Here is a 13,412-nt window from a genome sequence, read left to right as displayed (position 1 = left end):
TCCCTCAATTCACGACCGTGACCGGTACATCGGCATGCATTACAAGGTTTTGCGTAGAGCTGCCGAAGATACGCTTTTTGAGGCCATCCGCGGACGAGCGTCCAACGACAATCTGTACGGCCTTGCTGTCTACCGTGATGGCATTCAGCGTTTCAGCTACATCTCCGTGGCGCACCACTCCGGTCGCGGCGAAGCCCGCGGCCTTCAGGGCGTCGACGGCGGGTGCCACCACCCGTGTCGTTGCTAGTTCAATCTCCTCCTCACGCCGCATGTGCCGCTTTGCGTTTTCTTCAGGTGTCTGAAAAGTGTAGGGCGACCATTCAATGACATATGCAACCAGAAGCTCGCATGAACCAATTCTTTCAGCCAAATCTTTGGCGAAAGCGATGGCACGTTCTCCGGATTCTGTCCCGTCCAGTCCTATGACAATTTTTGTTGTCATCTCGTTCCTCCATTTATTGTTCATTTGACCGGGGCCCGTGCCCCCGGCAGGGCAGCCGGAACTTGGAGCATTTATTGTAGACTGCCCTCAAGTCAGTATCAGGAAAAATCACTAGGAAATGGTATTATTTTTGGTCTATTCTCAGTAAATTATCCCATTATACGCCAAAATTACAGGGAATTTTCCTAATGGACAGAGAATTGGACAAGATCGATCAACGCATCCTGCGGGAATTGGAAGCCAATGGCCGCCTGCCGATCGTCGAGCTTGCCATGCGGGTAAACCTGACCAACACCCCGTGCTCAGAGCGTGTAAAACGACTGGAAAGAACCGGCTATATCACCGGATACAGCGCCGTTCTGGACAAGGAGCGGTTGGGTCTCGGGCATATGACGGTTGTGCAGGTTTCCCTGGCTGCAACGTCTGAGAACTCATTGGATAAATTCAACGATGCCGTGCGCGATGTCACCGAAATCGAAAGCTGCCTGATGGTGGCAGGGTCGTTTGACTATCTGTTAACCGTTCGCACACGCGACATCGCCCATTTCCGCCAGACCCTGGGGGAAAAGATAAATAAGCTTCCGGGCATTCACCAGACCAGTTCCTTTACCGTGATGGAAATCGTCAAGGAACCGGTCGGGCAGAATGTCATACCCGCCTGATCAGCCAGGATCCGTGTTATAGATCAGCCTTTCGTCGCAAGGCGCGATCCGCAGGATATTGGTCGTGCCGGGCACGTTGAACGGAACACCAGCGGTGACAACGATCTGATCCGTGTCAGTTGCAAATCCACCAGAACGAGCAGCACGGGCGGCGCTGACGACCGCCCCTTTGAAACGCTCAAGCTCGGGCGTCATTACGCAATGGCAGCCCCAGCTCAGGCATAACCGACGGGCCGTTCCCTTTGCCGGGGTCATTGCAATGATCGGAACTCCGGGGCGTTCGCGCGCGGTCAACAGCGCAGTTGTGCCGCTTTGAGTGAAACAACAGATGGCCTTGATATCCGTTTTCTCGGCAATTTCGCGAGCGGCGGCGACGATACCATCGGCCACGGTTGTTCCCTTTGCCGTGCGCGATGCTGCGATAATCTGATCATAAGTGGGGTCGGCTTCGACCTCGATGGCGACCTTGTTCATGGTCTGCACGGCCTCGATCGGATATGAGCCAGCGGCAGATTCCGCACTCAGCATGATGGCATCCGTGCCTTCGTAGATTGCGGTTGCCACATCTGAAACCTCGGCGCGCGTGGGCATCGGGCTTTCGATCATGCTTTCCAGCATCTGTGTGGCCACAATAACCGGCTTGGCGGCGCTACGGCACCGGCGGACCAGACGTTTCTGGATCGGGGGCACCGCGGAAACCGGTAGCTCCACGCCCAGATCTCCGCGCGCAACCATAATGCCGTCAGAGGCATCGAGGATGTCGTCAAACGCTTCAACCGCAGCAGGCTTTTCAATCTTGGACAGGATCGAAGCACGCCCATCGGCCAGTGCCCGAGCCTCAAAAACATCCTTGGCCCGCTGAACGAAACTCAGCGCCAACCAATCCACACCCAGCTGGCAGACGAATTCCAGATCACCACGATCCTTGGCGGACAACGCGGCCAAGGGCAGCACGACATCCGGCACGTTCACGCCTTTTCGGTTCGAAATTGTCCCGCCGACCTCGACGGTACAATTCGCATGATCCTGGCCGCAATCCTGTACGATCAGGCGAATTTTACCATCATTGACCAAGAGGCGCGCACCGGGTTCCAGCGCAGCAAAAATCTCGGGATGGGGCAGGCATACGCGGCCTGCGTCGCCCGGGGCCGGATCCAGATCCAACCGAAACACGGCACCCTCGATCAGCTCTTCCGCATCATTGGCAAATACGCCGACACGCAGCTTTGGCCCCTGCAGATCTGCAAGAATGGCGATAGGGCTGTCCAGATCCTTTTCGACCTGACGGATGATCCGGTGCCGCTCGCGGATTTCGTCATGACTGCCATGGCTCATGTTCAGGCGAAATACGTCGGCTCCGGCTTCGTGCAATGCGCGAATGGTGTCATAGTCATTGGACGCCGGCCCCAGCGTCGCCACGATTTTCACATTTCTCAGGCGTCGCATTGACCTTGTTCTCCTCAAATCATGTCCTGAATTTGCGCGAATGTTACCGCAAACATCGACTCTGCCCGCTTATTGCGCAATTCCCTTTCCGAAGCAACTGTCCTAAACCTGCCGGAAACAACATGACAGGCTTATGACGTATTCTCCGTTTTTTATCCATGGCGCGGATCGCCCTTCCCGCTGGCTGATCACATGTGACCACGCGACCAATACTGTTCCACCGGGAATCAATGGTGGGGATCTTGGCTTGCCGCGTGAGGATATGGAGCGCCACATCGCCTATGACGTGGGCGCCTATGAAGTATCGAAACATCTGGGTGAAATTCTGAACGCGCCTGTGATCGCCGCGAATTTCTCGCGCCTTGTGATCGATCCGAACCGAGGCGAGGACGACCCGACTCTTGTGATGAAACTGTATGATGGGTCAATCATTCCCGGCAACCGTAGCGCCGATGCGGATGAGCGCGAGCGGCGTCTGAACATATGTTACCGCCCTTACCATAGGGCATTGGCTGAGCTGGCCGCACTGCCCCATGCGGTGATCGTGTCGATGCATTCTTTCACCCGGCAGTTGCGTGGACGCGAACCGCGTCCCTGGCATGTCGGTGTGCTGCACACTCCGGATGAGCGTTTTTCGCGCCCACTGATCCACCGGTTGCAGGCTGAAAAGGACCTATGTGTTGGCGTCAATGAACCCTATACTGGCGTTCTGCCGGGCGATGCGATCGACAAGCATTGCACTGCCTTTGGCCGCCCTAATGCGTTAATCGAACTGCGCAATGACCTGATCGCCGATCACGCGGGGCAGCGTGCATGGGCCGAGCGTCTGGGAATTGTCCTGGAAGACGCCCTTTCGCATAGCGAATTGTGACTTTCGGCAGCTGAGAGCGCACGCACCATTGAGCGACCACGCCCGAAACCCCATATATCAGGCGAAAGGAGGCGATCATGACGCAAGAGCTTTTGACATCTGTTTTCGGCTGGATGGTGGTGATCAACCTTGCTGTGTTACTATTTTCGACCCTGATGGTCGTGCTGATGCAGGATTGGGCGGCTGGCATCCATAGTCGGATGTTCCAGATGGACCGCGCGGATGTAAAACGTGCGTATTTCAGGTATCTGGCCAATTACAAAATTCTGGTGCTTATCTTTTCCATCGTGCCCTGGCTGGCGTTGAAACTGGCCTAGCGCACTGAGGTGTTGCTGATGATTGAAACGGCCCGCTTTGGTTGTTAGGTCATCTTGAACATATTGGGCAAGCATCCGGAGCGAGAACATGGACCAGAAAACTGAAACCGAACTTCAGGCCGCCGCATTCCGCAGGTTGCAGCAGCACCTGATGGAAGACAGGACCGATGTTCAGAACATCGACATGATGAACCTGGCCGGATTTTGCCGCAACTGCCTGTCGCGCTGGTATCAGGAAGCGGCCAATGAACAGGGCATTGAGATGGACAAGGACGAAGCCCGTCAGATCTTTTACGGGATGACCATGAGCGAATGGAAAGCCAAGTATCAGACCGAAGCCAGCCCTGAAAAACAGGCGGCTTTTGAAGTCTCATTCGAAGAAAATGTCGGCAAAAAGAGCTGAACGTGAAAATAGAAAGGCCCACCATTCCAGCGGGCCTTTTCTCAGTGAGGCGGCTGTCAACAAAGGTTTCACTGCCTCCGCTACATTCGCTTCTTACGGTTGTTCCGATCCGAAAGCGACGGGCGCGGCGAATTGCGCAAATGCCCAGCTTTACCTCAGCGCTCCTAAGATTTTGCCTTTATGGCCTGCGCCCGACATTTACGCTTTCTCCGAATTAAGGGATGGTTCTTCTGCTGACTTTCAGTGCAAGAAAGAATGTCTTTGCTCTTACTGACGGGTATGAAACGTGTTGAAACTGATCAAGAATGCGCGGCTCTATACGCCTGAGCCTGTTGGTCTAGGCCATATTCTCACCGCGGGGGAACGCATTATTTACCTCGGTAGCGCTCAACCCGAACTGCCGGATCCGCTTCAGGCTGAAGTCGTTGACGTCGAAGGTGCATCGGTTGTTCCTGGTTTGATCGACGGACATGCGCATATCACGGGTGGTGGCGGTGAAACCGGGCCAGCCAGCCGGGTGCCGCCGATGGTCTTGTCCTCGTTCACCCGTGCCGGGGTCACGTCGGTTGTCGGGGTGTTGGGGACGGACGATCTGACCCGCAACACGCAGACGTTGGTGCAGCAGGCCTATGGGCTGCGGGAGGAGGGGCTTTCGGCTTGGTGTCACACTGGTGGCTATCACGTCCCTCTGACCACGCTGACCGGTTCCGCCCGGGGTGATATCGTATTCCTTGATCCGGTTATCGGCGTTGGGGAGCTGGCGATCAGTGATCACCGGTCAAGCCAACCGACACTGGACGAGTTTCTGCGGATCGCAAGTGAGGCGCATGTCGCGGGCCTGATGACCGGCAAGGCAGGGATCGTGCATTGCCATATGGGCGACGGCGACAGGGGCCTGTCGATGTTGGAACAGGCAATCGCGACCTGCGAAATCCCCGCACGCGTCTTCAATCCAACTCATGTCAATCGCAACAAACCCCTCTTTGAACAGGCTGTCGCGTTGGCGCGGCACGGATGTTACATCGACGCGACCGCATTCCCATGCGAGCATATCGAGCCGGGCATATCAGCCGCCGAGGCCTATATCCAATTCCGCGATCAAGGTGGCCGCGCGGACCGGTTCACCATCAGCTCTGACGGGGGTGGCTGCCTGCCGGCCTTTGACCGTGAGGGCAATCTGACACGGTTTGGTGTGGGGTTGTCCGACACTCTGCCTGAAACACTGCGCGACCTGACCGATAAAGGAATGCCTCTGTCTGATGCGCTTGCTCCGATGACCTCTAATGTCGCCGATCTGCTCAGGCTACATCGAAAGGGCCGTTTGAAAGTGGGTATGGACGCCGATCTGGTGGTTCTTGACGAAAACACCGCTGTGCGGCATGTGATGGCCCGGGGGGAATGGCATGTCCGCGATGGCCAGATAGCCCGGCGCGGCATGTATGAACAGATTTGAACGTCCGCGCGGTCCCCGGTGGCTGCCCGCTATAGCTCCGGAAGGTAGTTAAGATATGTGCCCTGCACCCATTGATGCAGAGACCCCGCGCGGGTTCATCATCCCGATCGGCGGTGGCGAAGACCGCGTCAAGGAAATGCAGATTCACCGCAAATTCGTGGAGCTGTCCGGCGGCGGCGATGCCGATATTGTCGTGATCCCGACAGCCTCGATGCTGGAAGAAACAGGGCCGGATTATAACCGCATTTTCTCTGAGCTTGGAGCGGGTCAGGTTGAGTTCCTGCCCATCTCGCGCCGCGCCGATTGCGACAATCCCGACTATGCCGAGATGTTGGACCGCGCCACTGGGATATTCATGACCGGCGGGAACCAGCTTCGGTTGTCGGCGATTCTGGGTGGCACGCTTGTTGCTCAGAAAATCCGGCGCCGGAATGCGGCGGGGATACCGATTGCGGGAACCTCAGCCGGGGCGTCGGTCATGTCCGAGCATATGGTTGCAGGCGGCAGCAGCAATTCGGCCCCGGCTGAAGGCAATATCACTCTGGCCCCGGGCATGGGTTTGACCAATGCGGTCATCATTGACCAGCATTTCACGCAGCGTAACCGCCTGGGGCGCCTGTTAACCGCCTCATCTTTCAACCCTTTCCTGATCGGGCTGGGCGTTGACGAAGACACGGCGGCCTTCATTGGGCCCGATAACGTCCTTGAGGTAGTGGGCAGCGGAACGGTCACTGTGGTGGATGCCAGCCATCTGACGCATTCATCGATGTGGGATGCCCGTCGCGGAGAGGCGTTGAGCCTTCTGGGACTTCGGCTTGACGTTCTGGGCGAAGGGTGCCGTTATGATCTGACGGCTCGCCAGGCGTTTCCGCCGGATGAGCATATGGCGTTCTGTACATTGCCGGACCTGTCCGGGGACGAGGGCGCCGGCGGGGGAAAATAAAAACTAACCAACAGGGTGCCTCATGAAAATAATTTCGACCAACGTCTTTGTCGGCCCGAATGTTTGGGCAAGTTTTCCGGTTATTCGCCACGTTATCGATCTGGGTATTCTGGAAGAATGGCCTTCGGCAAAGATTGGTTCGGAATTTATCGACGCTCTGGTCGCGGCACTTCCCGGTTTGACAGAACATGGCTGTTCCTATCGCGAACCCGGCGGGTTCATCCGCCGCCTGCGCGAAGATGAAGGCACCTGGCTGGGTCATGTGCTGGAACATTGCGCTATCGAGGTTCAGAACGTAGCTGGTACGGATGTGACTTTTGGCCGAACGCGCGGCACTGGCGAACCCGGCCAATACAACATGGTTTATGAATACCGCCAGCGCGATGTCGGACTGGATGCGGGCAAGCTGGCGATGCGTCTGCTAATGCATCTGTTGCCACACTCCCTCAAGGACCAGGTGGATTACGACTTTGATCCAGATTTCAACTGGGATGATGAGTTACGCAGCTTTGTGCTGCGGGCGCAGCGCAAAGAATTTGGCCCCTCGACCGGCTCGTTGGTCAAGGCGGCACAAGAGCGGGACATTCCGTGGATCAGGCTGAACTCTGGCTCGCTGGTGCAGTTCGGACACGGGAAGTATCAGAAACGCATCCAGGCTACCATCACTTCTGAGACCAAACATATCTCGGTCGAGATTTCCTGCGACAAGGAAGATACCCACAATCTGCTGAACGATCTGGGCCTGCCGGTACCACAGCAGCGCATGGTCTATTCGGCACGCGAGGCGGCAAAAGCAGCGGGACGTATCGGGTTTCCTGTCGTCGTCAAGCCGCTTGACGCCAATCATGGGCGTGGTGTTTCGATCAATCTGAATTCAGAGTCCGAGGTCGAGGCCGGTTTTGCCGAAGCCAAGGAACATTCTCGCAGCAGGGCCATTCTGGTGGAGAGCTTCATCACCGGTTTTGACCACCGAATGCTGGTTGTGAACAACAAACTGGTTGCGGTGGCCAAGCGTGTCCCCGGACATGTCGTTGGCGACGGCACACACACGATTGCCGAACTGGTTGACATCGTGAACCAGGATCCGCGCCGTGGCATCGGACACGAGAAAGTGCTGACCATGTTGGAAATCGACAATCAGGCCAAACGCCTGATGGAGAATGCGGGCGTGACCGAAGAAACCGTGCTGCCGGAAGGCGAGATCTTCTATCTCCGTTCAACGGCAAATCTGTCGACGGGGGGGACAGCAATTGATCTGACGGATGTGGTGCATCCTGACAATCGTGACATGGCCGAACGCGCCATCATGGCGGTTGGATTGGATGTGGGAGGTGTGGATTTTCTGATCGACGACATCACCAAATCCTACAAGGATATTGGCGGTGCTATCGTCGAGGTGAACGCCGCCCCGGGCTTTCGGATGCACGTGGCGCCGTCCGAAGGTCAGCCCCGCGACGTGGCGGGCAGGGTGATCGACATGCTGTTCCCCGCCAATGAGGAAACCCGCATCCCGATTGCGGCGATCACAGGCACCAACGGCAAGACAACGACCTCGCGGATGCTGGGTCACATCATGAAAACCAGCGGCAAGACCGTTGGGATGACCTCGACCGATGGCGTCTATGTGGACGGTAAACTAAGCGTCAAGGGCGACATGACGGGACCGAAATCCGCACAGATCGTCCTGCGTGATCCGGCGGTCGATTTTGCGGTGATGGAAACCGCACGCGGCGGGCTTGTGCGGTCCGGTCTGGGCTATCAGCGGTCGAACGTGGCGGCGTGTCTGAATGTCTCGGCCGATCATCTGGGTCTTGGCGGCATAAACACGGTCGAGGAGCTGGCCGTTGTCAAGCGCGTGGTGGTTGAAAGCGCTGTGGATACTGCAGTGCTGAATGCCGATGACATCAACTGTCTGAAAATGGCCGACTACGCTCAAGCGGATCAGATTTTCTATGTCACGACCAATCCAGCGCACAGTCTGGTCAAGGAACATATCAAGGCCGGCGGCAAGGCTATCGTGCTTGAAAAAGGCATGAATGGTGACATGCTGACCATCTATGACAACGGGCTTCATATCCCGGTTCTGTGGTCGCATCTGATCCCGGCGACGTTGGAAGGCAAGGCAATTTTCAACGTCCAGAATGCGATGTTCGCCGCCGCGATGGCCTATAGTTTCGGCGTGGACCTAGATAATATCCGTCATGGGCTGCGCACCTTCGACACCAGCTATTTTCAGGCACCTGGACGGATGAATGTCTATGACGAACATCCCTTCAAGGTGATCCTCGATTATGGCCATAACCCCGCCGCGCTGAAAGCGATGGCGGCGCTGGCCGATCAGTTAGAGATCAAGGGCCGCAGGCTGTGCGTTGTAGCGATGCCTGGCGACCGGCGCGACGAAGATATTGTTGATGGGGCCGCCGCCCTGGCCGGACATTTTGATCATTTCATCTGCAAGGCAGATGACCGCCGTCGCGGACGCGGGCATGACGAGGTGCCGCAGATGATGCGTCAAGCCCTGATCGACAACGGCGTGGATGCCGCAGCCATCACGGTCATCCCCGACGAGGTCGAAGCGGTCAGTGCCGCGTTGGAACAGGCCGGACAGGGCGATCTGTTGGTGATCTTTGGTGATGACACAACGCGCTGCTGGAAACAGATCATCTATTTCAATTCTGATGGCGAAGAACCCGAGGTCGCACCTGTGGCAGCCCCCGCCGAAACCTCGTTCGAAGATATGTTCGAAGGCGACCAGAACCTGATCCGGGATGAGCGTGGCGTGCGTCTGGCCCGTGAAATCAGCGAAGACGCGGATTGAGCGGAGGCACCGGAATGGACCGGATCGAAGAGCTTGAGACCGCGCTGATAATAGAAAGCGCGACCGTTGACCATATTCAGGTGGATGACGCCCGGCGTCTGACCGGGCCGGGCCTGCTATGGAACCGACCCGGCGCGGTGATGGATGTTTTCTTCACTGATATCGACGCGACGCAGATCACCGACTTGTGGGAGAAGCATGCGCGCCGGGTTCTGGACGCACTGGGCTGGCAGGGGCAGGGTCTGATCCACCGTACCTTTACGGGCGGCGTCAATCTGGCGATCTCGGCACCGATGGATCAGCTCTATTCCGGGATATTCGCGGCGCAAACCGCCTGGCATTTCTGTGCTGCAGAACTGCTGGCATCCGAGCCCGGAGATTTCGATCAGATGGTTGCGGATGTCAAAGGCGTCATGGAAATGGAAGCCAATCCTGCTCTGATCGCCTTGATCGCCGCGGCTGAGGCGCATGGCGTGGATATCCTTTGCGATGATGACGAGGTGTCGATCGGGCATGGTACAGGCAGTCAGACTTGGCCTGTTGATGGGCTGCCCACCCCGGGTGAGGTGGACTGGTCTGCGCTGCATGATGTCCCGGTCGCGTTCATCACCGGAACCAACGGCAAGACCACTACGACCCGGCTGCTTGAGGCTATCGCACGCGCTTCGGGCAAGGTCGCTGGGCTAACCTCGACCGAGTTTGTCCGCGTGGGCGATGATATACTGGACCGTGGCGATTACTCGGGCCCCGGCGGCGGGCGGATGTTGCTGCGCGATAAAAGGCTGGAGGTTGCCTGCCTTGAAGTCGCCCGTGGGGGCATCCTGCGCCGGGGTCTGCCGACCCGCGCCGCCACGGCGGCGGCTGTCACCAATGTGGCCAACGACCATCTGGGCCAATATGGGGTCAACACGGTGCCGGAACTGGCCCAGGCCAAATTCGCCGTACATCGAACATTGGCCGAGGGGGGCGTGCTGGCCCTGAATGCCGATGACGGCTTTGTCCGTGCCGAGGCGGAGAATACCTCGGCGAATATCTGGTGGTTTTCGCTGGACGCGCAGAACGACCTGATCCGCCGGGCGCGCGATGCAGACAGGTGCTGCGCCTATGTGCGGCAGGGTGATATCGTGTTTTTCGACGGCACAGCGGAACAGGTGGTGATCGCAGTTTCCGATGTCCCCCTGACCATGGGCGGCGCTGCGAAATACAATATCCTGAACGCGATGGCGGCCTTGTGCCTGGCTTTGGCGCTGGACTTGCCCGTTCAGGCGGCTCGGGATGGGTTGGCCGGGTTCAAACCAGACGCCAAGGATAATCCAGGCCGTTGCAACGAGTTCCGATACAACGGGGCACGGGTCTTTGTGGATTTTGCACATAACCCGCATTCGATTTCCGCCGTTTGCGATGCGCTGTCGAGCTTGCCAGCAAAACGGCGTTTCATCATGCTCAGCCATGCGGGGGACAGATCGGATCAGGATATCCGGGACGTAACCGCGACAGCGCTAAATTTCCAACCCGACGTGGTCGTCGCAACCGAGCTGGAAGGGTATCTAAGAGGCCGCGAGCCGGGGGAAATTTCTGATCTGATCGAAAGGACAGCGTTGGAACATGGGTATGGTGCAGAACAAATACTCAGAGCCGCTTCGCCCACACAAGCCGCATCAATGATACTTGAAAAGCTACAACCGGATGATATCGCTTTGCTGCTGGTTCTGTCCGATCGTGACGCTGTTCTCGCTATGCTCGACGGGTAAGAGCAGAGGCGCGTGTCGGGATCACAGAGAGAGCGTGTTAGGAAATGAGTTTTTGGGCGGTCGGCAGCCCACATCCGACGCCCTCACCCAATATCAATACGGCCCTGTCGGACCGTCGTCCCTATCGTATATCCGCCTCATCCTCGGATTTTTTGCTTTGCGCATTGCATCATACAGTCCCGCAATTCGAGGCCGTGTTAGCTGGTGCGACGCCGTTCAAAGGGCATTGAGCCCCTGATCATTGGCCGTTGGGGCAGGTATGATACCTGCCCTCAACTTGCTCGTGGCTGCCGAAACGGGCTCTAGCTGCCGGCTGAGACGTGCGACGAACCCTGCGGGATCACCTCGTATCCAGGCTCTTCTGGTTCGTCATCCGCCATTTCCGCAGGGAAGCCGGGGGCAAGGATGGAAAGACCGGTGGCGTCCTCTAACCGACGGATAATGTTGGGCGATAGCTCGCGATCGCCATAGCGTGCAATGCCGTCGTCAAAAATCTGGCAAATCAAGGGAGAGACTTCCAGCGGCACATTGTTTCGTTCGGCAATACTCTGGAACAGGCCCACATCTTTTTTCACCAGATCCATGGTGAATGAGATATCGCGCGAACCGTTCAGGATTACCTGGCTTTCGGTAACATGGGAAAAGCTGTTACCGGACGAAATTTTGATCGCCTCGTAGGCTGTGTTCAGGTCCATACCTGCAGCCTTCGCCGTCACCAACGCTTCGGCATTGGCGACCAGATGGACGGTGGCCAGATAATTGGTAAGTACCTTGAGCATCGAGGCGCTGCCAAGCTCACCGGTATGCAGGATACGGCGTCCCATTGTCTTCAGTAACGGCAGAACTCGCTCGAACGTTGAGCGGTCACAGCCCGCAAAGATCGAGATATTTCCAGTGTCGGCGCGGTGGCAACCGCCAGATACCGGGCAATCGACTGCGGCACCACCGGCGGCGATGACGATACCGCCAAGGCGTTCGGCTTCGGCTTGGTCAGTGGTAGACATCTCCAGCCAGATCTTGCCTTCTTTCACCTCTGGCAGCATCTCCTGCATGACAGCGTCCGATGCGGCAGGCGAGGGTAGGCAGGTGATGACGACATCGCAATCACGCATCAATGTTGCGGCATTTTCCGCCAACTTGGCACCCTTGGCCGCCGCCGCTTCCATCAAGTCGCGGTTTAGATCAAGAACCGTCAGGTCGATTCCGTTCCGCAAAAGGCTGCCTGAAAGCTTTCCGCCGACATTACCAAGTCCAATGAACCCTACTTTCATCTTCTATTCCTTCCGAGTGTACGAAAAATCCAAACAAAAAGATCCGCTAGGTGAGCGGTCGATAAGCGATTCCCGAGAACAAGGTGCCACCGACCCCTTTGTCTGATGAACGACGTTGGAACCTGCAATAACGCCAGGACCGGCCGCGTTTGCCACGAAGTCGAAGCCAAGCGCCGGATTGGCCACGAATGCGGCAATTCTGACTTTCGTCGATGAGACGTCTGGTTTGATCAAGTCCAGATTTCCTGTTCGGATTTGAGACAATTCAAAAACTTGTATCGCGACCTGAGCCGCAAGTGAAAATGATAAAACAGGCTATCTACCACAAAAATTATTTGTCGCTAGATTAGATCAAACCCAATACCCATAGTTGGTTACGCAGCTTCGAGGCAGCGGCCCGACATTTGAACGTTTCGCATATCGATGTCGACCTGTTGGAAGCTTGGCTGCGTGGACAGTTTGCCCCGGATTAGGGATATGCGAGAGATGGTCAGGACAAAACTTGCGGCAGCCTAGCTGTACATGGTCGGCTACGTAGGTCAGCTTCGGCGGAGCCAGTGCGATATTGTCGAAACAAGGCATATCTCAACGTCATTTGCCCGCCCGTTTCGGAGCTTCAAAGAAAACCAGAGGTGCAAAGATGAGATGGTGCTGCTGGAGAGAATTGAACTCTCGACCTCTCCCTTACCAATGTGTTTCTAAATCTGTTGGACTGGGTTTGATGTGAGTTGATTAAGCCGTCTCTGTCAGCATAACTGACTGTTATTTTTGGGCAATTTACTCAGTTCATTTTGCATGGCGTCGCATGTGGCTAGCTCCAGTTGTACTCCGCTCCCCTACTAATCCCCTACTAGTGACTCCACCCCATGGACGAGCGCAGGCAGAGGGACGGTGGTTGCCATCCCGGTTTATGGGAGTTGGCGAGTTTTATCGAGTGATCTGAGCGGCCACAAAAATAGCCGCTCGCTGACTTCAGACGCCGTGCCATCTCTGGCCGCACGTTGCGCTCGTTTGATCGGCTGTGTTGACGCAGGC

At 56.8% G+C, this 13,412-nt stretch carries 11 protein-coding genes; 8 read left to right on the top strand and 3 right to left on the bottom strand.

Going from position 1 to position 13,412, the window contains the following annotated elements:
• Window positions 1-4: 4 nt before the first annotated feature.
• Window positions 5-442, bottom strand: coding sequence for a universal stress protein (locus AC2FLB_RS06245; protein ID WP_142637907.1), 438 nt, complete (start codon window positions 440-442; stop codon window positions 5-7).
• Between the two features lie 188 nt (window positions 443-630).
• On the opposite strand from AC2FLB_RS06245, the gene AC2FLB_RS06240 reads away from it, so the two are divergent.
• On the top strand, window positions 631-1,104 hold the full coding sequence (locus AC2FLB_RS06240; protein WP_142637909.1) for an Lrp/AsnC family transcriptional regulator: 474 nt from the start codon (window positions 631-633) through the stop codon (window positions 1,102-1,104).
• On the opposite strand, the gene pyk is transcribed toward AC2FLB_RS06240, so the two are convergent.
• On the bottom strand, window positions 1,105-2,550 hold the full coding sequence (pyk, locus tag AC2FLB_RS06235) for a pyruvate kinase (protein ID WP_142637911.1): 1,446 nt from the start codon (window positions 2,548-2,550) through the stop codon (window positions 1,105-1,107).
• Window positions 2,551-2,683: 133 nt separating this feature from the next.
• Between pyk and AC2FLB_RS06230 the strand changes: the two genes are divergently transcribed.
• From AC2FLB_RS06230 to AC2FLB_RS06200, 7 genes are all read left to right on the top strand, one after another.
• Window positions 2,684-3,421: an N-formylglutamate amidohydrolase gene (locus AC2FLB_RS06230; RefSeq protein ID WP_496708860.1), complete on the top strand. Its 738-nt coding sequence runs from the start codon at window positions 2,684-2,686 to the stop codon at window positions 3,419-3,421.
• A 77-nt stretch (window positions 3,422-3,498) separates the two neighbouring features.
• The gene (locus AC2FLB_RS06225) at window positions 3,499-3,738 is read left to right on the top strand and encodes a DUF6868 family protein (protein WP_496696785.1); all 240 of its coding nucleotides are present in this window, start codon (window positions 3,499-3,501) and stop codon (window positions 3,736-3,738) included.
• An 88-nt stretch (window positions 3,739-3,826) separates the two neighbouring features.
• Window positions 3,827-4,141 carry a DUF1244 domain-containing protein gene (locus tag AC2FLB_RS06220; RefSeq protein WP_142637917.1) on the top strand — a complete coding sequence of 105 codons (315 nt, stop codon included), beginning with the start codon at window positions 3,827-3,829 and terminating at the stop codon, window positions 4,139-4,141.
• A 289-nt stretch (window positions 4,142-4,430) separates the two neighbouring features.
• The gene (gene iadA, locus AC2FLB_RS06215; RefSeq protein WP_496708859.1) at window positions 4,431-5,594 is read left to right on the top strand and encodes a beta-aspartyl-peptidase; all 1,164 of its coding nucleotides are present in this window, start codon (window positions 4,431-4,433) and stop codon (window positions 5,592-5,594) included.
• Between the two features lie 55 nt (window positions 5,595-5,649).
• Window positions 5,650-6,537: a cyanophycinase gene (locus AC2FLB_RS06210; RefSeq protein ID WP_142637921.1), complete on the top strand. Its 888-nt coding sequence runs from the start codon at window positions 5,650-5,652 to the stop codon at window positions 6,535-6,537.
• Between the two features lie 22 nt (window positions 6,538-6,559).
• The gene (cphA, locus tag AC2FLB_RS06205) at window positions 6,560-9,355 is read left to right on the top strand and encodes a cyanophycin synthetase (protein ID WP_496692217.1); all 2,796 of its coding nucleotides are present in this window, start codon (window positions 6,560-6,562) and stop codon (window positions 9,353-9,355) included.
• 14 nt (window positions 9,356-9,369) lie between these two features.
• A complete protein-coding gene (locus AC2FLB_RS06200; RefSeq protein ID WP_496708858.1) occupies window positions 9,370-11,106 on the top strand; it encodes a Mur ligase family protein in 1,737 nt (578 codons plus the stop codon).
• A 302-nt stretch (window positions 11,107-11,408) separates the two neighbouring features.
• Here the strand turns inward: AC2FLB_RS06200 and AC2FLB_RS06195 are convergent, their stop codons facing one another.
• Window positions 11,409-12,377, bottom strand: coding sequence for an NAD(P)-dependent oxidoreductase (locus AC2FLB_RS06195; protein ID WP_496696795.1), 969 nt, complete (start codon window positions 12,375-12,377; stop codon window positions 11,409-11,411).
• Window positions 12,378-13,412: the final 1,035 nt, after the last annotated feature.

Source organism: Ruegeria sp. CDSA236, from assembly GCF_059611285.1.
The sequence above is the reverse complement of the archived record's forward strand: the minus strand, read 5'-3'. Positions and strand labels throughout refer to the sequence as shown.

Bases quoted from the DNA above. Each gene is read 5' to 3' on its own strand.
- pyk (WP_142637911.1), bottom strand. From the start codon at position 2,550: ATGCGACGCCTGAGAAATGTGAAAATCGTGGCGACGCTGGGGCCGGCG.
- AC2FLB_RS06245 (WP_142637907.1), bottom strand. From the start codon at position 442: ATGACAACAAAAATTGTCATAGGACTGGACGGGACAGAATCCGGAGAA.
- AC2FLB_RS06200 (WP_496708858.1), top strand. From the start codon at position 9,370: ATGGACCGGATCGAAGAGCTTGAGACCGCGCTGATAATAGAAAGCGCG.
- AC2FLB_RS06225 (WP_496696785.1), top strand. From the start codon at position 3,499: ATGACGCAAGAGCTTTTGACATCTGTTTTCGGCTGGATGGTGGTGATC.
- AC2FLB_RS06220 (WP_142637917.1), top strand. From the start codon at position 3,827: ATGGACCAGAAAACTGAAACCGAACTTCAGGCCGCCGCATTCCGCAGG.
- cphA (WP_496692217.1), top strand. From the start codon at position 6,560: ATGAAAATAATTTCGACCAACGTCTTTGTCGGCCCGAATGTTTGGGCA.
- AC2FLB_RS06210 (WP_142637921.1), top strand. From the start codon at position 5,650: ATGTGCCCTGCACCCATTGATGCAGAGACCCCGCGCGGGTTCATCATC.
- AC2FLB_RS06230 (WP_496708860.1), top strand. From the start codon at position 2,684: ATGACGTATTCTCCGTTTTTTATCCATGGCGCGGATCGCCCTTCCCGC.
- AC2FLB_RS06240 (WP_142637909.1), top strand. From the start codon at position 631: ATGGACAGAGAATTGGACAAGATCGATCAACGCATCCTGCGGGAATTG.
- AC2FLB_RS06195 (WP_496696795.1), bottom strand. From the start codon at position 12,377: ATGAAAGTAGGGTTCATTGGACTTGGTAATGTCGGCGGAAAGCTTTCA.